The organism is Curtobacterium sp. L6-1, assembly GCF_018885305.1.
GTDB lineage: Bacteria > Actinomycetota > Actinomycetes > Actinomycetales > Microbacteriaceae > Curtobacterium > Curtobacterium aetherium.
In genome coordinates this window covers 2,856,671-2,878,163 of sequence record NZ_CP076544.1, presented here as the reverse complement: position 1 = coordinate 2,878,163, position 21,493 = coordinate 2,856,671, and the positions used below count along the sequence as shown (strand labels likewise).

Sequence of the window (21,493 nt, the reverse complement as noted above, 5' to 3'; positions counted from 1 at the left end):
CGGGAGGCGCGGCGCACGCCGCGTCGACCCGTCCCGACCCCTCGTGGTCGCGCCCGGCGCGACCGACGGACGACGAGCCTCCAGGCTGTCAAGGAAGGCAACGCAAGCACATGGCTGACGACAACGAGAACGGCGCCGACGAGCCCGAGATCGTGCACGGCTCCAGCGGGGACATCGTCGTCTCCGGTGACCGCATCTCGCAGGTCGACCTGCAGCTCGAGATGCAGCGCTCGTACCTCGACTACGCGATGTCGGTCATCGTCGGACGCGCCCTGCCGGAGGTGCGCGACGGCCTGAAGCCGGTGCACCGCCGAGTCATCTACGCGATGTACGACGGTGGGTACCGTCCCGACCGAGCCTTCTCGAAGTGCTCGCGCGTGGTCGGCGACGTCATGGGCCAGTTCCACCCGCACGGTGACAGCGCCATCTACGACGCCCTCGTCCGGCTCGTCCAGCCGTGGTCGCTGCGGTACCCGCTCGCGCTCGGCCAGGGCAACTTCGGCTCCCCGGGCAACGACGGCGCCGCCGCACCCCGGTACACCGAGACCAAGATGGCCCCCCTCGCGCTCGAGATGGTGCGGGACATCGAGGAAGAGACCGTCGACTTCCAGGACAACTACGACGGTCGCACGCAGGAGCCGTCGATCCTGCCGTCCCGGTTCCCGAACCTGCTCGTCAACGGTTCGGTCGGCATCGCGGTCGGCATGGCCACGAACATCCCGCCGCACAACCTCCGCGAGGTCGCCGCGGGCGCCGTCTGGGCGCTCGAGCACCCGGAGGCGACGCGCGAGGAACTCCTCGAGGCGCTCATGCAGCGCATCAAGGGACCGGACTTCCCGACCGGGGCGCAGATCCTCGGCACCCGCGGCATCGTCGACGCGTACCGGACCGGTCGTGGGTCGATCACGATGCGTGCCGTCGTGAACGTCGAGGAGATCCAGGGCCGCACGTGCCTGGTCGTCACCGAACTGCCGTACCAGGTCAACCCGGACAACCTGGCGATCAAGATCGCCGAGCTCGTCAAGGACGGCCGTCTCGCCGGCGTCGCCGACATCCGCGACGAGACCTCGGGCCGCACGGGGCAGCGCCTCGTCATCGTGCTCAAGCGCGACGCCGTCGCCAAGGTCGTGCTCAACAACCTGTACAAGCACACGCAGCTGCAGGAGAACTTCGGCGCGAACATGCTCGCGATCGTCGACGGTGTGCCCCGCACCCTGGCGCTCGACGGCTTCATCTCGGCGTGGGTCGACCACCAGGTCGAGGTCATCGTCCGGCGGACCCAGTTCCGCCTGCGCGAGGCCGAGAAGCGCGCGCACATCCTGCGCGGCTACCTCGCGGCGCTCGACGCCCTCGACGAGGTCATCGCCCTCATCCGTCGCTCGCCCGACGTGGAGGAGGCGCGCAACGGCCTGATGGAGCTGCTCTCCGTCGACGAGATCCAGGCCCGCGCGATCCTCGAACTCCAGCTGCGTCGTCTGGCCGCCCTCGAGCGCCAGAAGATCCACGAGGAGGCCGAGGCCCTCGAACTGAAGATCGCGGACTTCGAGGACATCCTCGCCCGCCCGGAGCGCCAGCGCACGATCATCGTCGAGGAGCTCACCGAGATCGTCGACCGCTTCGGCGACGACCGCCGGACCGAGATCATGCTCGGCTTCGACGGCGACATGAGCATGGAAGACCTCATCCCCGAGGAAGAGGTCGTCGTCACCATCACCCGCGGTGGCTACGTGAAGCGCACGCGGAGCGACCAGTACCGCTCGCAGCACCGCGGTGGCCGTGGGGTCCGCGGCGCCCAGCTCCGTGCGGACGACGTCGTCGAGCACTTCTTCGTGACGACGACGCACCACTGGCTGCTCTTCCTCACCGACCAGGGCCGCGTGTACCGGGCCAAGGCGTACGAGCTGCAGGAAGCCGGCCGTGACGCCAAGGGTCAGCACTCGGCGAACCTGCTGGCGATGCAGCCCGACGAGCAGATCCAGCAGGTCCTCGACATCCGCGACTACGAGGCCGCGCAGTACCTCGTGCTGGCGACCGAGCAGGGTCTCGTGAAGAAGACCGCCCTGACCGAGTACGACACGAACCGCACCGGCGGCATCATCGCGATCAACCTGCGCGAGGGCGACAAGCTCCGCTCGGCGTTGCTCGTCGACGAGCACGACGACCTGCTGCTCGTCTCCCGCCGCGGCATGTCGCTCCGCTTCACCGCGACGAACGACACGCTCCGGCCGATGGGTCGGTCGACCTCCGGCGTGAAGGGCATGTCCTTCCGCGAGGACGACACCCTGCTGTCGGCGTCGGTCGTGTCGGACGACGGCTTCGTGTGGGTCATGACCGAGGGCGGGTACGCCAAGCGCACCTCCGTCGACCAGTACCGCATCCAGGGACGCGGCGGACTCGGCATCAAGGTCGCTCGTCTCGCGGCCGACCGGGGTGACCTCGTCGGGGCGCTCATCGTCGGCGAGGACGACGAGGTGCTCGTCGTGCTGCAATCGGGCAAGGTGGTAAGGTCTGCCGTGGCCGAGGTCCCCGCCAAGGGCCGCGACACGATGGGGGTCGTCTTCGCGAGGTTCGCGGAGAACGACCGGATCATCGCCGTCGCGCGCAACAGTGAGCGGAACCTGGACGACCAGGAGGACGCCGAGATCGAGCCCGCGGGCCCGGTCGAGACCGTCAGCCCGGACGACGCGGTCGCCGACGCCGCCGACGCAGCGCTCGTGGAGGAAGTCTCCACGGAAGGCCTGCCCACCGACGCCGCGCCTGTCGAGGCCGGAGAGGACGAGTCAAGCAATGAGTAGTGTCGCCGAGAAGCTCCAGCGGAAGGCGAAGCGGCCCGTCGGCACTCGTCAGGTCCGACTCCGCCTGGTGTACGTCGACTTCTGGTCGATGGTGAAGCTGTCCTTCCTCATCGCCCTGGCCGGGTCGATCGTGATCATCGTCGCCACCGCGCTGGTGTGGATCATCCTCAACCAGACGGGCGTCTTCTCCCAGATCGACAGCCTGTTGAAGGACGTCACCGGGCAGAACAGCTACTCGATCATGGACCAGTTCTCGCTGGGCCAGGTGCTCGGGTTCTCGATCGTGGTCGGCATCCTCAACGTGGTCGTCGGGACCGTACTCGGCGCCATCATCAGCGTCCTGTACAACCTCAGCGTGCGGATCACGGGCGGCGTGCTCGTGGGCTTCACCAACAACTGACCCGGTCCGGGTGGCGCCGACCGCCTCGATTTCGCTCCAGCGCGATCGTGCGGTAGGCTTTCATCCGGTCTGAGGGGCTATAGCTCAGGCGGTTAGAGCGCTTCGCTGATAACGAAGAGGTCCAAGGTTCAAGTCCTTGTAGCCCCACCACAACTCAACTCCCGCGTCGGTGATCCCGACACGGCGGCCGGATCGGCCGTTCCGGGGCCTTAGCTCAGTTGGTAGAGCGCTGCCTTTGCAAGGCAGATGTCAGGAGTTCGAATCTCCTAGGCTCCACTCCCGCTGCGTGAGCTCTGCTCCGCTCGTTCCTCGTTCGGCCTGGTCGGTCGTCGCGTTCGTCGGCGCTGCCGTGCGTGCGTGCTGTTTGAATGCCGGCGGCGGTGTCTCGTGCCGAGGTCGCACGGACTGCCGCCTGGTTCGACGTGCGGCGACGGTTCGTGCGACCTGGGCGCGGTGGTTGCGGCGTGTTGCGCGACCCCGGTACGCCGGCTGCGGTCTGGTGCCGAGGTCGCACGGACTGTCGCATGGTTCGCGCCGTGCGGCGACGGTTCGTGCGACCTCGGCGCGGTGGTTGCGGCGTGTTGCGCGACCTCGGGTGCGGGCGGTGAGACGGCGAGTCTCGCAGCCACTCGGGCTGTTCGGTCTCTGTTCAAGAGCTCCCGGGTCATCGTCGCCCGCGTGCCCGCGTGCCCGCGTGCCCGCATGCCTCTCGGTGGGCGGCCGAGGTCGCATGTTCTGCCGCTCGGATCGTCTCGCGGCGGCCGGATGTGCGACGTGAGCGTCGCGGGTGCAGCGTGTTGTGCAACCTCGGGCGCTGGCGAGTCGGCATCGTGCCGGTGAGGACCTCTGCGGTCCGACACCGTTCGACCCCGCGTCGACGACAGCGCCACCTGAGACTCGAGGTCGCACGTTCTGTCGCTCCGGAAGGGTTCGTGCGGCGGATCGTGCGACCTGGGCGCCCGGGTGGCGGCGAGTCGTGCGACCTCAGCGCCGGGGGCGTGGCGAGTCGTGCGATCTCGGCCGCTAGGGCGACCACAGCTGACGCTGGGGGAACGACGAAGGGCCCCGGCGCAGTGCCGGGGCCCTTCGTACGAACCAAGGGAGGTCAGGCGGCGGGCTTGCCCGCGGTGTCCGCATCATCGGCGACCCAGAGGTCGTCGTCAGCGCGGAGCGTCTGGTACGCGGCGTACGCAGCACCGGCGACGGCCACGACACCGACGACGATGAGGGCGACCCCACCGAAACCGATGCCCTTCTTCTGCGGGACGGGAGCCTGCTTGATGAGCTTCCCGCCGCGCTTCTGCGCTTCCTTCACGATCTTCTGGACGCGCGGGTCCTTCGCCAGGTCCCCGACGCTGAGCACGGAGCCAGCGGTCGAGATGAGGCCGGGAACGACCTCGGACTGGAAACGGTGCGACGCGCTCTGCGCAGCCGAGGTGGCGGCGTGCACACCCGTTGCGACCGCGGGACGGATCCCGTTGTCGATGGCGTTCTGCACGCGGGGAGCGAGGTCCTTCCGGGCAGCATCTGCGGCGTGCCCCCGGGCCTCGGCCAGGATCGCGTTCGCGTGCTCCAGGACCTTGCGCTGCTCACCGAGGAGCGACGCGGTCTTGCCCTTGAGCTTCTTGATCTGCTTCCGACGCTTGCGCGGGATCTCGATCGACATTCGGTACCTCCATGGGTCGACGTGACCCCATCCTGCCACCGGACCGCCTGACAGGTCACAGAACCTCCGCTGTGCGTCCCGTGCAGACCCAGCCCCACATGACAGAATCGGGTCATGTCTCTGCACACCGCTGTCGCAACGATCCACACCAACAAGGGCGACATCCGCGTCAACCTCTTCGGCAACCACGCCCCGAAGACCGTCCAGAACTTCGTCGGTCTCGCGACCGGCACGCAGGAGTGGACGCACCCCGGCACCGGCAAGGTGTCGACCGACAAGCTCTACGACGGTGTCGTCTTCCACCGCATCATCAAGGACTTCATGATCCAGGGCGGCGACCCGCTCGGCCAGGGCATCGGCGGCCCGGGCTACCGCTTCGACGACGAGATCTCCCCGGAGCTCACGTTCCAGAACCCGTACATCTTCGCCATGGCGAACGCCGGCATCCAGGGCGGCCGTGGCACCAACGGCTCGCAGTTCTTCATCACCACGGTGGCGACGCCCTGGCTGCAGGGCAAGCACACCATCTTCGGTGAGGTCGCCGACGACGAGTCGCGTGCCGTCGTCGACGCGATCGAGGGCGTCCCGACCGACGGTCGCGACAAGCCGGTCGAGGACGTCGTCATCCAGAGCATCGACGTCGAGGACGTCTGACCCGGGTGACCGATCCGACTGCTGCTTCGTCGAACACCTGCTACCGGCATCCGGACCGGCAGAGCTTCGTGCTCTGTCAGCGCTGCGGGCGGACCATCTGCCCGGAGTGCCAGACGCCGGCAGCGGTCGGAGTGCACTGCCCCGAGTGCGTGCGTGAACAGCGCGCACGGTTCACGGAGAACCGACGCGCCTCCGGCCCGAGCAGCCTGACGGTCGCTCGGCGTCGGTTCGCGATGCTCGACCAGAAGGCGACGGTCGTGCTGATCGCCGTCTCGGTGATCGTCTGGCTCCTGGACCGCCTGTCCGGCGGGTTCCTGAGCCAGTGGCTCGCGTACAACTCGGCGCTGCTCCCCACGCAACCGTGGCGGATCGTCACCGTGCTGTTCGTCCACTCGGGTGTCTTCCACATCCTGTTCAACATGTGGGCGCTGTTCATCTTCGGGCGGATGCTCGAGAACATGCTCGGGACGTGGCGCTTCCTGGCGCTGTACTTCATCGCGGGCATCAGCGGTTCGATGCTCGTGACGTTCCTGGCTCCCGGCACCTGGGTGGTCGGCGCGTCCGGAGCGATCTTCGGTCTGTTCGCGGCGTTCTTCGTCCTGCAGCGGAGCCTCGGCAACAACGCGGTCCAGCTGCTCGTGATCATCGGGCTGAACCTGGTCATCGGGTTCCTGCCCGGGACGAACATCTCGTGGCAGGCACACGTCGGCGGCATCCTGGCCGGCTTCGTGACGGGCTTCGTGTTCGCCCGGACCCGGAACATCCGGCAGCGCGGCCTGCAGACGGGACTGCTCGTCCTGGAGGCAGTGGTCGCCATCGCGCTCTGCTTCGTCGGGTACGCGGTCACCGTCGGCTGACGCCGCCCGGCCTCCGGCCGGTCCCGAGAACGCCCCACTGCTCCGGCAGTGGGGCGTTCTTGCGTTCCGGAGGAGTCTTGGCGGACATCCGGGCGCCGGCGGAGAAGGCCGTCAGCGACGGAGAGGCTGCCGCGCGCATCGGTAGTACTGGGTGTCTCCCGTGGAACGCCGTTCTCCACACTCCACCTCGAAGTTCTCCACAACTGTGGACAAACCGGTGAGTTACACGGGTGTGATTATCCCCACTGTGGACGAGCCTGTGGAGAACTCAGCGGCCATGGTGTGGAAAACCGTGTGAAGAACGTGCGGAACTGTGGAGAACGCGGGTCAAGCCTCCTGACCGGCGCCAAAGGCGACCTTCCCCTGTGGAGAGACGCTGCGGCGGGGGCAGCGACGGGGAAGACGACGACGCCCGCCGCACCACGAGGTGCGACGGGCGTCGGGGAGCGCTGTGGCCGGGGGTCAGCGCCACCGGGTCGTCATGAGGAAGCCGACGAACATGATGCCGAAGCCGATGAGGATGTTCCACGAGTTCAGCGTCGGGACCGGGAGCGTGCCTCCGGACACGTAGAAGACGATGACCCAGGCGAGCCCGATGAGCATGAAGCCGAACATGACGGGCTTGAACCACACGGGGTTCGGTTGGTCCCCCGCAGTGTCGACCGAGTCGGCTCGGGTCTTCCGGGCGGGCTTGGTGCGGTCCTTGTCCATGGCCATGGCCGGTATCCTACCGTCACCACGCGTGAGCTCGGGCCCGACGGAGTCTGCTCACATCCCCCACGAGTACGGTGAACGGCCCATGACCAAGATCCTCGTCGTCGACAACTACGACAGCTTCGTGTACACCCTCAACGGCTACGTCCAGCAGCTCGGCGCCGACACCGACGTGGTGCGGAACGACGCCTTCGCCGCGGACGAGATCGCCGACCGCATCGCCGAGTACGACGGCGTGCTGCTGTCGCCCGGCCCCGGCACCCCTGCCGACGCGGGGGTGTCGATCCCGACGGTGCGTGCCGCCGTCGCTGCCGACAAGCCCCTGCTCGGCGTCTGCCTCGGGCACCAGGCCATCGCCGAGGCCCTCGGTGCCACGGTGACGCACGCCGAGGAGCTCATGCACGGCAAGACCTCCCAGGTCGACCACGACGACAGCCTGCTGTTCGCCGGTGTCCCGCACCCGTTCACGGCCACGCGGTACCACTCGCTGGCGATCGTCGACGGCACCGTGCCCGACGAGCTGACGGTGACCGCTCGGACGGCGGGTGGCGTCATCATGGGTGTCCAGCACCGCGGAGCGCCGGTGTACGGCGTGCAGTTCCACCCCGAGTCCGTCCTGACCGAGGGCGGCTACCGGATGGTGGGCAACTGGCTCGAGACCACGGGCCTCGGTGGCGCCGCCGAGCGTGCGGCCGGACTCGGTCCGCTCATCGCTGGACGCACCGCGGACTGACGGCCTCCGGCCGCTGTCGCCGCCGGCCACGGTCGGCTCCGCCGGCTGCCGCCAGCCGCGAGCCGCGAGCCGCCAGTAGCTGGCGGCCGGACGAGGTCGAGTACCAGGCCGACCACCTGGCCGACAGGACCGCTGCCGGCTGTCGGTGCCGAGCCTCCTGGCCGACGACGCGGCCGACGTGCGGCGCCGTCGCTCAGTCCGCGGTGTGGAGCGGAGCACGCACAGCGTGCCGGACGCCCCTCGCCGCGACTGTGCGGAAGTGCTGGTCCGTCGGGAGAGGAGCGGTCAGTCGCCGCCGTCGCCCTGGTCGCCGTCGCCCTGGTCTCCGCCGCCGTTCTGGTCCCCGCCGTTCGCCGGGGCCGAGGGCTGCCGGTACGGCTGGGCGGGAGCGGCGCAGTACGTGAGCATGACGGTGCTGCCCTGCGCCACGTCGCTGGCCGGCACGCTCTGCTGCGTGACCGTGTTGCCCGTGCACGCGTTCGACGGTGTCGACTGCGCGGTGAGCCCGAGCTCGGCGAGCCGGGCCAGTGCGGTGGTGATCGGCTGCTGCGTGACGTCGGGGAGCTGGACCTTGCCGTTCGACACGACGAGGTCGATGACGGTCCCCTTCGCCAGTGCCCCGCCGGAGTCGGGATCGGTGCTGAGTACGGTCCCCTCGCGTTCGGAGGTCGAGTAGTCCGAGGTGACGGCACCGACCGTGAAGCCGGCGTCTTCGAGTGCCTTGGTCGCGGCGTCCTGTGGCTGGGACGTCACGTCGGGGACCGTGACCTGCTCCGGGCCGGTCGAGACGATGAGGCGGACCTCCTGCTTGCGGGCCACCGCCGTCCCGGTACCGGGCTCGGAGCGGATGACCATGTTGCGGGCGACCTTGTCGGAGCTCTCCTGGACCCCGATCGGCGTCAGCCCGCGTTCCCGCAGGGTCGCGCGCGCTTCGCGGTAGCTCTGCCCCGAGACACTTGGCACCTTGACCGAGGAGCTGACCGGCGCCTTGCCCGGCTCGAGGTTCACGACGAAGTAGGCGACGGCCGCGATGACCGCGACGGTCAGGACGATACCGAGCCAGATCCACGCGACCGGCGGCCGGTTCTGCGTGCGCTGGGGCGGGCGCTCCTGGGTGTCGTCCAGTTCGCGGAACGCGACGTCCGCGTTCGCGGCGGCGCGCGGGTTCACGCCGAAGAGCAGGGAGGCGTCGTCGGCGGCGGCAGCGGCAGCCTTCTTCGACGAGGTGGGCACGTGGCCGGCGGCTGCCTGCTGCAGGTCGCGACGGAACTCCGCCGCGTTCTGGAATCGACGGTTGCGGTCCTTCACGAGGGCGTGCAGCGTCACGGCGTCGAGTGCCGGGGACACCGTCGAGGTGATCGTCGACGGGGCCACGGGCTGCTCGCTGACGTGCTGGTACGCGACGGCGACCGGCGACGCACCGAGGAACGGCGGACGGCCGGTGAGCAGCTCGAACAGGACGATGCCGGTCGAGTAGAGGTCGGTCCGGGCGTCCACGGTCTCGCCGCGCGCCTGCTCCGGCGAGAAGTACGAGGCCGTCCCGAGGATCGACGTGGTCTGCGCCACCGTGGCCGAGGTGTCCGTGATGGCGCGGGCGATCCCGAAGTCCATCACCTTGACCTGGCCGGAGTGCGTGATCATCACGTTCGCGGGCTTGATGTCGCGGTGGACGACGCCGGCCCGGTGCGAGAACTCGAGTGCGGTCAGGATGCCCTCGACGATGCGCGCGGCCTCGTCCGGGACGACCGGACCCTCGGCGACGATCTCGTTGAGGGGACGGCCCTCGACGAACTCCATGACGATGAACGGCACCTGGACCTCGGCGCCGGAGGCTTCGCGCACGGTCTCCTCGCCGGCGTCGTACACGCGCACGATAGTCGGGTGGGCCATGCGGGCGGCCGCCTGCGCCTCCTGCCGGAAGCGGGTCCGGAACGCCGGGTCGTTCGCCAGGCTCGGCTTGAGCAGCTTGACCGCCACGCGCCGACCGAGACGAGTGTCGGTCCCGACGTGGACGGTGGCCATGCCCCCTCGACCGATGACGTCACCGATCTCGTAACGGTTGGCGAGGAGGGTGATCCCCGCGGTCACACCTTCTGGCACGTACTCCTCCGAATGTCCGTCCGAGCAAGTGTACGGCAGGGGTTTCTGGTGGGACGCTGGCCGACGGCCTGCGGGCGCAACCGTTACCGGAACGTGGCGAGGCCCCGACACACTCGGTGTCGGGGCCTCGTGAGGGTGCTGCGGACCGGGTCAGTCCTGCGGCGTCGCGGTCGGCGTCGGAGCGTCGGTGGGGTCCGGCGGCGCGACCCACGTGGCCGTCGCCGGGTCCGAACTGCTCGACGCAGCGAGGTTCCCGCACGTCACCGTGTAGGAGAGCGTCACGTCGTTGCCGGGCTGGTCGGCCTGGATGTCGACCGACGTCTCGGTGGTGTCGCCGCTCGTCGCTCCCGAGCCGTCCTTGCCGCCGGAGACCGTCCACGAGTACTTCGAGACGGTGTACCCGGTCGGGCAGGTGGCGCTGGACCAGCTGAACGTGACCGCTCCGGTGTCCGAGACCGCGCCGGCGCTCGGCGTGTTCGGCTTGTTCACCGACGGGGGCGCTGTGAACTCCCGCAGGGTGACGAGCGCACCGTCGGCGAGGCTGCCGGTCGGGCTGATCGACTGCACCGTGTTCGCCTGGTCGGCGTCCGGGGCGGGGTCGCCGTCCTCCACCTGCACCTGGAAGCCGAGCTGCTGCAGGGCGGCGCGGGCTTCGTCGGTCGGGCGTCCGACGTAGTCGCCGGGGTTGATCGTCGTGCGGGTCTCGGTGGGCTCGGCGGACGGTTCCTCGCTGGGCGTCTGCACCTGCGACGGGGTCGAGCTCTCGCTGGGTTCCGGTGCGGGGGCGTCGTCGCCGGAACCCTGGTTCGCGAACACCAGGCCGCCGACGACGAGCGCGGCGATGACCACCGCGGCCACGACCCACCAGATCCAGGCGCGGCTCTTCTTCTCGTCCTGGTCGTCCTCGGGCCCGACCGGGGTGCGCGGGGCACCGCCACCGACGATCGGGGCGTTCGCCTGCGTGCCGATGAGCGCCGTGGCGGCGTCGTTCCCGGGCGGCGGGTTGAACGCGACGGTCCCGGCGCCGGCCAGGGCGGGCACCGCGACCGTGGCCGCTGCGACGTCACCGCGGCGCAGCGCCTGGGCGGCGCGGGCCAGGTTGGCCGCCGTCGCCGGGCGGTCGGCGGGCTTCTTCGCGATGCAGGACATCACGAGAGCGGCCACCGGCTCCGGGACCGTGCCCGGGAGCGCCGGCGGCTGCTCGTTGATGTGCGCCATCGCGATCGCGACCTGCGACTCACCCGTGAAGGGGCGACGACCGGCCAGGCACTCGTACGCGACGATGCCGAGCGAGTAGACGTCGGTGGACGGGGAGGCCGGGTGACCGCTCGCCTGCTCGGGCGAGAGGTACTGCACGGTGCCCATGACCTGACCGGTCGCCGTCAGCGGGACCTGGTCGGCGATGCGCGCGATGCCGAAGTCGGTGATCTTGACGCGGCCGTCCGGCGTGATGAGCAGGTTGCCGGGCTTGATGTCGCGGTGCACGAGACCGACCGCGTGCGCCGCCTGCAGGGCGTTCGCGGTCTGGGCGACGATGTCGAGGACCTTGTCGACCGGCAGGGTGTGCTCGCGCTCGATCATGGTCGAGAGCGCCTCGCCGGGCACGAGCTCCATGACGAGGTAGGCGCTGCCGTCCTCCTCGCCGTAGTCGAAGACGTTGGCGATGCCCTCGTGGTTGACGAGCGCGGCGTGCCGGGCCTCCGCACGGAAGCGCTCGAGGAACCCGGGGTCGCCCAGGTACTCGTCCTTGAGGATCTTCAGCGCGACGGTACGGCCGATGACCAGGTCGGTCGCCTGCCACACCTCTCCCATGCCGCCGATGGCGACCCGGGAGGAGAGCTGGTACCGCCCACCGAAGGTGAGTCCGCTGGTGGGTCTCATTTGTTCAGCACCGCCTCCATGACTTTCTTCGCGACGGGAGCCGCGACCGTGTTGCCGACGCCGGACTGCCCGAGTCCGCCGCCGTTCCCGACGACCACGGCGACCGCGACCTCGGGGTCCTTGGCCGGGGCGAAGCCCGTGAACCAGAGTGTGTACGGATCGCCCGTGCCGCCCTCGGCGGTCCCGGTCTTGCCCGCGACGTCGACACCGTCGATCTTCGCATTCGTTCCGGTCCCGGCCGCGACGACGCTCTGCATCGCCTTGGTCAGGTCGGCGGCGTCGTCGGATGAGAGGGGGGCGCTGTACTGCTTGGGGGAGAACGACTGGACCGTCTTCAGGTCGCTCGTCTCGATCGACTCGACGAGCGAGGGCTGCATCACGCGGCCGCCGTTCGCGATCCCGGAGGCGACCATCGCCATCTGCAGGGGCGTCACGCGGTCGTCGGCCTGGCCGAAGGAGCTCAGCATGAGGCGGGCGGTCGAGTCCGGCTCGGGGTACTGGCTCGGGGTGGCCGAGGTCGGGATGTCGATGACGTCGCCGAACCCGTAGGCGTCGGCGGTCTTCTTGATCGTGTCGTAGCCGAGCCGCTGGCCGAGTTCGGCGAACGGGATGTTGCACGAGTTCTGGATCGCGACGCGGATCGCCACCCGGTCGCCGCCACCGCAGGAGCCGCCCTCGGCGTTGTTGATGCGGAAGGTCGAGCCGGGCAGCTGGAGCGACGAGGGGTTCGGGAGCGTCGAGTCGAGTGTGTACTTGCCGCTGGCGAGAGCGGCCGAGGCCACCACGAGCTTGAAGACCGATCCCGGCGTGTACAGGTCGCCGCCGATCGCGCGGTTCATCAGCGGCTTGGAGGCGTCGGCCTCGAGCTGCTTGTAGCGCGAGATGACCTCGTCGGTGTCGTGCGAGGTGAGGGTGTTCGGGTCGTAGCCGGGCTTCGACACCATCGCGAGGATCTTGCCGGTCTTCGGCTGGATCGCGACGACGGCACCGGTGTTCGCGCCGAGGGCGTCGTAGGCCGCCTGCTGCACGGCGGGGTCGATCGTCAGGTTGACGTTGTCGCCCTGGACGTCCTGGCCGGTGAGGATCGCGTTGAGGTTCTGGAAGAACGACTCGTCGGAGTTGCCGGACAGCACGGCGTTCTCGGCGCTCTCGATGCCGGTGTTGCCCTGGCCGATGGTGAAGTGCCCGGTGACCGCCGAGTACAGGTCGCCGTTGTTGTACTTGCGCTGGTACTGGTACTGGTCGTCCACCGCCGTGGACTCGGCGATCGGCTTGCCGTCCACCAGGATCGCACCGCGCTTGGTCGAGTAACTGTCGAGGATGGTGCGCGAGTTCCGGCTGTCAGCGCGGAGGCTGTCGGCCGAGAAGAACTGGATCGAGGTCGTCGACACGAAGAGTGCGACGAACATCAGCACGATGACGGTCGAGACGCCGCGGAGTTGGCGGTTCATCGGCGCTCCTTCCTGGACCGGCCGCGGCCGGCGTTGCCCCGGTCGCCCAGCGCGCCCTGCTGGACGCGCTGCTCGGCGGGGATGGAGTCGGTCAGCCGCAGCAGCATCGCCGCGATGATCCAGTTGGCCACGAGGGACGAGCCACCGGCGGCCATGAAGGGCGTGGTCAGACCCGTGACCGGGATGATCCGGGTGATGCCGCCGACGACGACGAAGACCTGCAGGGCGATCGTGAAGCCGAACCCGATGCCGAGCAGTTTGCCGAAGTCGTCCTGCGCCATGAAACCGACGCGGATGCCGCGCGACACGAGGATGACGAACAGGCCGAGGATCGCGAAGACACCGATCAGCCCGAGCTCCTCACCGAGCGAGGCGATGATGTAGTCCGCGTTGGCGACGGGCGTGATGTACGGCCGACCCTGGCCGAGGCCCGTGCCGGTGATGCCGCCGTTCGCGAACCCGAAGAGGCCCTGCACGAGCTGGTAGCTGCCCTGGGTCTGGCGCAGGAAGATCTGCTGGTCGAACGGGTCGAGCCACTGCTCGAACCGGCCCTGCACGTAGACGAGCGCGCTCGCGGCCGCCAGCGCACCGCCGATGAACAGGGCGAGACCGATGACGACCCAGCTGAGCCGGGCGGTCGCGACGTAGATCATCACGAGGAACAGGCCGAAGTAGAGCAGCGCGGTGCCGAGGTCGCGCTGGAACACCAGCACGCTCATCGCCACGCCCCACACGATGAGGATCGGGCCGAGGTCGCGGGCACGGGGGAACGTCATGCCGAGGAACTTCTTGCCGACGATCGACAGGCTGTCGCGGGCGGTGACGAGGTAGCCGGCGAAGAACAGCGCCATGGTGATCTTCGCGAGCTCACCGGGTTGGAACGAGAACGGTCCGATCCGGATCCAGACTCGGGCGCCACCGATGTTCGTGCCGATGCCGGGCAGCATCGGCAGCAGGAGCAGCACGATGGTGAGCAGCATGAAGATGTAGCGGTAGCGCTGCAGGAAGCGGTGGTTGCGGACGAGCAGGATCGTGGCGATCGAGAGCACCATCGCGAGCAGCGTCCAGACGATCTGCTTGACGCCGATCGCGTCCCAGCCGGTGTCGCCGTTGTGGATGTCGATGCGGTAGATCTCGGCGATCCCGATGCCGTTGAGCACGAGGGCGACCGGCAGGATGAACGGGTCGGCGTTCTTCGCGACCACCCGCAGCACGACGTGCATGACGAGGGCCAGGCCGAGGATCGTGGCGCCGGTCCAGAGCACCGAGGTGTCGAAGACCTTCCCCTTGGTGCCGAGCTGCACGAGGATCATCGCGCCGGCGCAGATGCCGCACGCGATGACGAGCAGCACGAGCTCGAGGTTCCGGGCCCGCGCGGGTTCGCGGAGCTTGATCGTGATCGCCTGGGTCAGCGACGGTGCGGTCGTCGTGCTCATCGTGCGCTCCTGGACGGGGACGGCGACGGGCTGCGCGGCGACGACGAGCTGGAGGGCGTGGCGGACGGCGTCGACGACGGGCGGTCGCCGGAGCCACCGGTGCCGCTCTGGTCCTGCCCGGTCTCGGCGGCGGTCCGCAGGCGGTCGACGATGTCCCGGGCGTCGTCGAGCGACGTCGCGTTGATGGTCGACCGGACGTTCTCGCGGGTGTAGTCCGGGAGCTCGGCGATCGCGATGTCGGTGTCCTCGTAGACGTCGGACAGCGTGATCGGGCCGATGGTCTGCTGGACGCCCTTGTAGATCGCGACGGAGCCCTGGTCGGTGCCGACGTAGTAGTGGTCCTGCACGATGCGGTAGCCGAGGAACACGGCCCCGACGAGTGCGAGGACGGCGACCACGAGCGCGATCGACCACGAGAAGCGGCGCCGGATGCGACGACGGCGGTCCTCGGCGATGAGCTCGGCGAAGTACTGGTCGGACTCGGGTTCGAAGTGCGAGTCCTCGGGGGCGGCCGACACCTTGAGCGGGTGCAGCAGGATCGTGGGGAGGCGGATCGGCTTGCGGCCGGTCGACGCCTCGAAGGTGAGGGGTGCGGCTGCGGATCCGACGGTGGTCGCCGCGTCGTCGTCGTCGCCCGGCTCGGAGTCGGTGACGTCGAGGACGACGACCGTGACGTTGTCGGGGGCGCCGTGGTCGAGCGTCTCCTTGACGAGCCGCTGCGTGACCTGGTTGGCGTCCATCGTCGAGGCGAGCGCGTGCCGGATGCGCTCCTCGGCCAGGTACGAGGACAGGCCGTCGGAGCAGAGCAGCCACCGGTCCCCGGGGCGGATGTCCATGACCGCCGTGTCGACCTCGGGAGCGGCGTCGACGTCGCCGAGCACGCGCATGAGGACCGAGCGGCGCGGGTGGACGGCGGCTTCCTCGGGGGTGATCCGGCCGCTGTCGACGAGGCGTTGCACGAAGGTGTGGTCCGACGTGATCTGCTGCAGCTCGCCGTCGCGCCAGCGGTAGATCCGGGAGTCGCCGATGTGGGCGATGGCGAGCTGGTCGCCGACCCGGATCATCGCGCTCACCGTGGTGCCCATGCCGGTGAGCTCCTGGTGCTCGAACACGGTCTCGGTGATGAGCTGGTTGGCCGCGATCAGGGCGGACTGCAGCGCGAACTCGGCGTCGTGTGCCGTGGGGAACTCGCGGTCGACCTCGCGGATGCGGCGGATCGCGATCGCCGAGGCGACGTCACCGCCGGCGTGCCCGCCCATGCCGTCGGCCACCGCGAACAGGTGCTGCCCGGCGTAGCCGGAGTCCTGGTTGTTCGCGCGGATGCGCCCCACGTGGGACACAGCGGCGCTCAGCGTGCGAGCCGTCATCCGGGACTACCGCCGCAGCTCGAACGTCGTCGTCCCGATGGTGATCGGGGTGCGTTCCGCCACGGTGGTGGGGACGGTGACCTTCTGGCCGGCCACGAAGGTGCCGTTCGTCGATCCGAGGTCGGTGAGCACCCAGGCGCTGCCCTGCAGGTCGAGGCGTGCGTGGTTGGTCGACGTGTAGTCGTCGCGGATGACGACGTTGCTCTCGCTCGAGCGCCCGATCGAGATCGGTCCGCCGCCGAGCGGCATCTCCATGCCCTCGCGCGCGCCCTCGGTGATGACGAGGCGAGTGGCGACCGGCGGGGCGGAGGCGGTCGGGCCTCCTGGCTGGCTGATGAGGTCGGTGAAGGCGTTGGCGGACGAGCCCGTGGCAGCCGCCGCGGAGCCGGCGCCGGCCGGGAGGGGCGGGGTCGTCGGTCCGGAGGGTGCGGCCTTCGGGTCGGTCGGGATCGCGCGGACGCGCTGGCCGAAGAGGTCGCTCCGGAGTGCGAACACGATCACGAAGACGAACAGCCACAGCACCGCGAGGAACGCGAAGCGCAGGACGAGCAGGGTCAGGCCCGTGGTCATCGCCCACCTCCGTCGTTCTCCGGGATCACCCGGAACACCATACGGGTACGACCGATCTCAATGGTTGAGTCCGGCTCGAGGATCGCCTGCTGGAAGCGTTCGCCGTTGAGCTTCGACCCGTTCGTGGACCCGAGGTCGTTCACCTGTGCGTGCTTGCCGTCCCACAGGACCTCGACGTGCTTGCGGCTCGTGCCGGTGTCGGCGACCGTGATGTCGGCGTCCGTGCCGCGGCCGATCACCGTGCGCCCGCGGTGCAGACGGTGGCGCTGCGAGCCGATGTCGAGCACGGCGACCCAGGCGACGTCGCGCTGGACGGTCGTGGAGTCGATCTGCAGGATGCCCGTCGAGAGGGTGCCGTCCTGCTGGAAGCGGATCGTGACGGGGCCGGAGAACGAGTAGTTCTGCGCGACCGCGTGCTGCTGGACCCGCTGGGTGAGCTCGTCGATCAACGGCTGCCCGACGTCGTTCATGCGGGTGTGGTCCGGCGGTGCCAGGCGCACCGTGAACTCGTTCGGCACGAGGATGCGGTCGCGGGAGACCACGGCAGCCTTGGTGTCGAGCTCACGTCGCAGGGCCGCGGTGATCTCGACCGGCTGCACACCGGAGCGGAAGGTCTTCGCGAAGGCACCGTTGACGGCGCGCTCCAACCCTCGCTCGAAGTTGTCCAGTAGGCCCATGGTCTCCACGTTCTCGGTCGCTGACCTCTGCATGGTAGTGGTTGGCTCCGGACACCGTCTGTGCATGGTAGTGTTCTCGTCGCTGGCGCGAGTGGCGGAATTGGTAGACGCGCACGGTTCAGGTCCGTGTGCTGGAAACGGCGTGGGGGTTCAAGTCCCCCCTCGCGCACCAGGGCTCTCCAGTGGAGAGCGAGCGAGACGAAGGCCCCGATCGAGAGATCGGGGCCTTCGTCGTTCCGCAGACGTCCGTGCCCGGGACGCGCCGCCCGACCGCGCCGCCCGACCGCGCCGCTCGGCCGCGATCACCCGCGGCGCGCCGCCCACCCCCGCAGCGCGGGCTCGATCACCCGCGACGCGCCGCTCACGCCCGCAGCGCGGCCGCGACCTCCCGTGCCGTCCCCGCCGGGTGCACGGCGTGGTCGACGGACTCCGGCACGACGACGAGCCGCCCCGCGGGCAGCACCTCGGCCAGCCGGTCCGTCGCCGTGACGAGGAACGGCCAGGTCCGTCCGCCGCGCAGGACCGTGACCGGGGTCGTCACGGCCGACATCGCGGCGGAGGGCACCGGCGTCGCCCCGGTGATGGTCGCGTCGTACACGGTGGACTGCGCGACGGCGACGAGAGCGGGCCACACCGGTGCGGACCGGATCGCCCGGATCGTGTCCTCGGGCAGGCCCACCGCCTCCCGCTGGAACAGCACGACGGCGTCCTCGGGTCGACCGTCGTCGATCGCCGCCTGTAACCGGTCGACGAGGTCACCAGCCTGCGGCTGCCTCAACGGATCGAACGCGAACGGCGGTTCGGACAGGAAGAGGTGGTCGACCGCCAGCCCGTCGGCGGCGGCCAGCAGCGTCAGCACCGCGCCCGCCGAGTGGCCGAGGACGGCCACCACACCACCGGCTGCGGAGACGACCGCGCGCAGGTCCTCGACCTCGCGCTCGGGTGCGTAGGGACGGGCGTCGCCGGACCCGCCGCGGGCCCGACGGTCGAGGACGATCCCGCGCAGCCCGACGGCGTCGAGGGCCTGGGCGAGGGGGCGGCCCGCGTCGGCGGTGCTGAACGCACCGCCCACCACGACGACGGCGGGGGCGTCCGGCGCGCCGACGGCGTCCCAGGCGATGGGCGTCCCGTCCGCGGAGGTGACCTGCTGCACGGCAGCAGTCAACACCCGGCGCAGCTCGACCGGAAGGGGCCGGACACGCCCGACCTGGTCGCGAGGTCGGTCAGACCGTGACGCTCCCGAGCACGCGGTGCGCGATGGAGACGGACTCGCCCGAGACGACCGAGAGGGGGGAGCAGAGGAAGGCGACGAGGTCGGCGATCTGCTGCGGGCTCGACTCGCCGCCGGAACCCGGTCGGACCAGGGCGCTCGGGGTGTCCGTGACGGTGCCGGGGTTGACCACGTTCACCGTGACACCGGTGCCCGCGGTCTCGTCGGCCAGGTTCTTCGCGATGACGTTCGTCGCGGCGTTCCGCAGCGAGGTCGTGATGTTGCCGGACAGGTAGGCGTTCTGACCGCTGACGACGACGACCCGCCCGAAGCCGGCGGCGCGCTGCACCGGCAGGACGGCGTTCGCGACGCGCAGGAACCCGAGGGCCTTGCCGTCGATCGCGGCCGCCACCTGGTCGGGGTCGGACCGGCGGTCGGGGTCGAGCGTGCCGGCAGCGGGGGCCGCGGTCACGACGAGGACGTCGATGCGGCCGTGCTCGTCGAGCACCCGGGCCACGGCGGCGTCGACCGAGGCCTGGTCGGCGGTGTCGAGCGAGACGCCCTCAGTGGCCGTCCGCGAGGCGACGACGACCGTCGCGCCCTCGGTACGGAGTCGTTCGGTCACGGCGGTGCCGATGTAGCCGGCGCCACCCACGACGAGGGCGACCCGGTCCTGCAGTCTGAGGTCCACGCGCTGGACGCTACGCCGTCGCCGTCGCCGTCGCCGTGGCCATCGCAGCCGCCCCGTCCGTTCCCCGCGGCGTCCCCCTCCCGTCCAGCGCGCACGGAGCCCCGCGGCGTTGCCTGACGCCCGTCGAACGAGAGGACTCCCATGAGCAAGACATGGTTCATCACCGGTGCGTCGAAGGGCTTCGGCCGCGAGTGGACGGAGGCCGCCCTCGAGCGCGGCGACTCCGTCGCGGGCACTGCCCGTGACCCGCAGACCGTCCAGGACCTGGTCGAGCAGTACCCGGACACCTTCCTGGCGCTCCGGCTCGACGTCACCGACCGGGCAGCCGACTTCACCGCGGTGCAGCAGGCCGCCGAGCACTTCGGCCGCCTCGACGTCGTCGTCAACAACGCGGGGTTCGGTCACTTCGGCATGGTCGAGGAGCTCACCGAGGACGAGGTGCGCGCGCAGCTCGAGACGAACCTGTTCGGTGCCCTCTGGGTCACGCAGGCGGCACTGCCGATCATGCGTGCGCAGGGCTCCGGCCACATCGTCCAGGTGTCGAGCATCGGCGGCATCAGTGCCTTCCCGACGGTCGGCGCCTACCACGCGTCGAAGTGGGCGCTCGAGGGCATCTCGCAGTCGCTCGCGCAGGAGGTCGCCGGGTTCGGCATCTCCGTCACCCTGGTCGAGCCGGGCGGCTTCTCCACCGACTGGTCCGGCCCGTCGTCGAAGCACAGCACCGAGGACCCGGCCTACGCCGCGGTCCGCGAGGCAGCGTCGAAGCGCCCCTCGGCCGCGGACCCCGGCAAGCCCGAGGCCACCCGGTCCGCGATCCTCAGGGTCGTCGACGCCGAGCAGCCCCCGCTCCGGGTGTTCTTCGGCAAGGCCCCGCTCGGCATCGCGGAGCGGGACTACGAGTCGCGCCTCGCGACCTGGCGCGAGTGGCAGCCGGTCGCCGAGGAGGCGCACGGCGCCTGACGACGGACGGGAGGCCCGCCCCGCCCCCGGTGGTCCGCCACCGGTGCCGGGGTGGGCGCCCACCCGTGTCAGCTGCCCACCGGCGTCCCCTGCCCACCCGCGTCGGCTGCCCACCTGCGTCGGCTGCCCACCGGCCGCGGCCACGGGCCTCCCGTCAGCGCAGGCGCGGCAGAGCGCGCCCGGCGGCCCCTGCACGCGCCCCGCGTCCCTCGCACGGGTGCTTGACGGTCGAGCGGAGCGGTCCGCAGACTGATGGGCCGGCGCCGATCAGGGGCGTACCGGGAACCGGACGAGGGACAGCAGCATGCGTCGCACGACGACGGCCGCGATCGTGGCAGCACTGGGCATCACACTGACGACGGTCCTCGCGGCCCCGGCCGGCGCGGCGGTGCCCTCGTCGGCACCGACCTGTTCCGGCACGCTGACGCCGGCCGACCTCGCGACGGGGTGCGTCGTCGACTCCGGCCGACTCGTCCTGCCCGACGGCCGGACCTTCGCGGTCCCGGCTGCCGGCACCTCGGTCGCCGCGCTGCCGGTCGCCGTCGCCGGGGTCCCGGACGACGGAGACGTCGTCGTCACCAACACGGGCGCTGCGGGGGTCGCCGTCCGCGTCGACGACACCTGGGCGGGTTCGCCTGCCGCCGTCACCCGGGAACGTGCCGCCGAGCAGCGCCGGACGCTCTCGCCGGAGGTCCGTGGGCGGGTCGGCACCGGTGCCGCGACGACCGCCGCGACCACGACCGCTGCGACCACGGCCGCGGCGACGTCGTCGTGCACGGACGGTTCGTACTCCCTGGCCGGGCACCGGTGGAAGACCACGGTCGGGTGGCGGTACAACAAGGCGAACGAGAAGACCCTCGGCCGCCGACTCGTCACCGACGGCGCGAACGCCTGGACCGGCACGATCACCGCGTGCGGGAAGACCGTGACCTCGCGGGCGGCGGCGACGTACCTCGGTGCGAGCAGCCGGCAGTCCGCGGTCCGGACCGACGGTGGCTGTGGCTCGCCGGACAAGACGAACGTGGTGGGGTGGTCGCGCCTCCCGGCCGGGGTGCTCGGGGTCACGTGCGTCTTCTACGGGTCCGGCGGCATCGCCACCGAGACCGACCAGCGCTACTCGACGGGCCACGAGTGGAGCACCACCACGGTGTGCCGCGCGGGCCGCTTCGACATGCGCGGCGTCGCGACGCACGAGTGGGGCCACGCGTACGGCCTCGGGCACACGAGCGCCTCGTCGAAGCTCGTCATGAAGCCGTCGGCGACGACGTGCGACACGGCGCAGCGGACGCTCGGCTACGGCGACCTGCGCGGCATCGACGCCCTCTACTGAC

At 70.4% G+C, this 21,493-nt stretch carries 18 protein-coding genes and 3 tRNA genes; 10 read left to right on the top strand and 11 right to left on the bottom strand.

Annotated features, from left to right (window positions below; genetic code table 11):
• Positions 1 to 110 precede the first annotated feature (110 nt).
• The 4 genes from gyrA (at position 111) to KM842_RS13310 (ending at position 3,471) form a co-directional block, all read left to right on the top strand.
• Complete coding sequence (gene gyrA, locus KM842_RS13325; protein WP_216259093.1) at positions 111 to 2,795, top strand: DNA gyrase subunit A; 2,685 nt, start codon at positions 111 to 113, stop codon at positions 2,793 to 2,795.
• The gene (locus KM842_RS13320) at positions 2,788 to 3,195 is read left to right on the top strand and encodes a DUF3566 domain-containing protein (protein WP_216259091.1); all 408 of its coding nucleotides are present in this window, start codon (positions 2,788 to 2,790) and stop codon (positions 3,193 to 3,195) included. Before gyrA ends, KM842_RS13320 begins: the two co-directional genes overlap by 8 nt.
• 73 nt (positions 3,196 to 3,268) lie before the next feature.
• A tRNA-Ile gene (locus KM842_RS13315) sits at positions 3,269 to 3,345 on the top strand.
• 53 nt (positions 3,346 to 3,398) lie between these two features.
• Positions 3,399 to 3,471 (top strand) — tRNA-Ala (locus tag KM842_RS13310).
• 829 nt (positions 3,472 to 4,300) lie between these two features.
• Here KM842_RS13310 and KM842_RS13305 read toward each other — a convergent pair.
• Positions 4,301 to 4,861 carry a hypothetical protein gene (locus KM842_RS13305; protein WP_216259089.1) on the bottom strand — a complete coding sequence of 187 codons (561 nt, stop codon included), beginning with the start codon at positions 4,859 to 4,861 and terminating at the stop codon, positions 4,301 to 4,303.
• Positions 4,862 to 4,975: 114 nt separating this feature from the next.
• Between KM842_RS13305 and KM842_RS13300 the strand changes: the two genes are divergently transcribed.
• Positions 4,976 to 5,515 (top strand): peptidylprolyl isomerase, encoded by a 540-nt coding sequence (locus KM842_RS13300; RefSeq protein WP_216259087.1) that lies wholly within the window; start codon positions 4,976 to 4,978, stop codon positions 5,513 to 5,515.
• 149 nt (positions 5,516 to 5,664) lie between these two features.
• A complete protein-coding gene (locus tag KM842_RS13295; protein ID WP_253206133.1) occupies positions 5,665 to 6,372 on the top strand; it encodes a rhomboid family intramembrane serine protease in 708 nt (235 codons plus the stop codon).
• A gap of 462 nt (positions 6,373 to 6,834) precedes the next feature.
• On the opposite strand, the gene KM842_RS13290 is transcribed toward KM842_RS13295, so the two are convergent.
• A complete protein-coding gene (locus KM842_RS13290; protein ID WP_216259083.1) occupies positions 6,835 to 7,089 on the bottom strand; it encodes a cell division protein CrgA in 255 nt (84 codons plus the stop codon).
• An 82-nt stretch (positions 7,090 to 7,171) separates the two neighbouring features.
• Between KM842_RS13290 and KM842_RS13285 the strand changes: the two genes are divergently transcribed.
• Positions 7,172 to 7,819: an anthranilate synthase component II gene (locus tag KM842_RS13285; RefSeq protein WP_216259080.1), complete on the top strand. Its 648-nt coding sequence runs from the start codon at positions 7,172 to 7,174 to the stop codon at positions 7,817 to 7,819.
• A gap of 285 nt (positions 7,820 to 8,104) precedes the next feature.
• On the opposite strand, the gene pknB is transcribed toward KM842_RS13285, so the two are convergent.
• The 7 genes from pknB to KM842_RS13250 all read right to left on the bottom strand — a co-directional run bounded on the left by pknB (position 8,105) and on the right by KM842_RS13250 (position 17,301).
• The gene (gene pknB / locus KM842_RS13280) at positions 8,105 to 9,919 is read right to left on the bottom strand and encodes a Stk1 family PASTA domain-containing Ser/Thr kinase (protein WP_301183799.1); all 1,815 of its coding nucleotides are present in this window, start codon (positions 9,917 to 9,919) and stop codon (positions 8,105 to 8,107) included.
• 150 nt (positions 9,920 to 10,069) lie between these two features.
• Positions 10,070 to 11,800: a serine/threonine-protein kinase gene (locus KM842_RS13275; RefSeq protein WP_216259078.1), complete on the bottom strand. Its 1,731-nt coding sequence runs from the start codon at positions 11,798 to 11,800 to the stop codon at positions 10,070 to 10,072.
• Positions 11,797 to 13,251 carry a peptidoglycan D,D-transpeptidase FtsI family protein gene (locus KM842_RS13270; protein ID WP_216259077.1) on the bottom strand — a complete coding sequence of 485 codons (1,455 nt, stop codon included), beginning with the start codon at positions 13,249 to 13,251 and terminating at the stop codon, positions 11,797 to 11,799. The genes KM842_RS13275 and KM842_RS13270 overlap by 4 nt, the downstream gene beginning before the upstream one ends.
• The gene (locus KM842_RS13265) at positions 13,248 to 14,687 is read right to left on the bottom strand and encodes an FtsW/RodA/SpoVE family cell cycle protein (RefSeq protein ID WP_216259075.1); all 1,440 of its coding nucleotides are present in this window, start codon (positions 14,685 to 14,687) and stop codon (positions 13,248 to 13,250) included. The genes KM842_RS13270 and KM842_RS13265 overlap by 4 nt, the downstream gene beginning before the upstream one ends.
• Positions 14,684 to 16,054, bottom strand: coding sequence for a Stp1/IreP family PP2C-type Ser/Thr phosphatase (locus tag KM842_RS13260; protein WP_216259072.1), 1,371 nt, complete (start codon positions 16,052 to 16,054; stop codon positions 14,684 to 14,686). The genes KM842_RS13265 and KM842_RS13260 overlap by 4 nt, the downstream gene beginning before the upstream one ends.
• A gap of 6 nt (positions 16,055 to 16,060) precedes the next feature.
• Positions 16,061 to 16,624: an FHA domain-containing protein FhaB/FipA gene (locus tag KM842_RS13255; RefSeq protein ID WP_216259070.1), complete on the bottom strand. Its 564-nt coding sequence runs from the start codon at positions 16,622 to 16,624 to the stop codon at positions 16,061 to 16,063.
• Positions 16,621 to 17,301 carry an FHA domain-containing protein gene (locus KM842_RS13250; protein ID WP_216259068.1) on the bottom strand — a complete coding sequence of 227 codons (681 nt, stop codon included), beginning with the start codon at positions 17,299 to 17,301 and terminating at the stop codon, positions 16,621 to 16,623. Before KM842_RS13250 ends, KM842_RS13255 begins: the two co-directional genes overlap by 4 nt.
• Before the next feature lie 85 nt (positions 17,302 to 17,386).
• Here KM842_RS13250 and KM842_RS13245 point away from each other — a divergent pair.
• Positions 17,387 to 17,473 (top strand) — tRNA-Leu (locus KM842_RS13245).
• Between the two features lie 189 nt (positions 17,474 to 17,662).
• Here KM842_RS13245 and KM842_RS13240 read toward each other — a convergent pair.
• Positions 17,663 to 18,454, bottom strand: a complete 792-nt coding sequence (locus KM842_RS13240; RefSeq protein WP_216259066.1) for an alpha/beta fold hydrolase — start codon at positions 18,452 to 18,454, stop codon at positions 17,663 to 17,665.
• 70 nt (positions 18,455 to 18,524) lie between these two features.
• Positions 18,525 to 19,202: an SDR family NAD(P)-dependent oxidoreductase gene (locus KM842_RS13235; protein ID WP_216259063.1), complete on the bottom strand. Its 678-nt coding sequence runs from the start codon at positions 19,200 to 19,202 to the stop codon at positions 18,525 to 18,527.
• 141 nt (positions 19,203 to 19,343) lie between these two features.
• On the opposite strand from KM842_RS13235, the gene KM842_RS13230 reads away from it, so the two are divergent.
• Positions 19,344 to 20,162 carry an SDR family oxidoreductase gene (locus KM842_RS13230; protein ID WP_216259062.1) on the top strand — a complete coding sequence of 273 codons (819 nt, stop codon included), beginning with the start codon at positions 19,344 to 19,346 and terminating at the stop codon, positions 20,160 to 20,162.
• A gap of 304 nt (positions 20,163 to 20,466) precedes the next feature.
• Positions 20,467 to 21,492, top strand: coding sequence for a matrixin family metalloprotease (locus KM842_RS13225; protein ID WP_216259060.1), 1,026 nt, complete (start codon positions 20,467 to 20,469; stop codon positions 21,490 to 21,492).
• The last annotated feature ends 1 nt before the right edge of the window (position 21,493 follow it).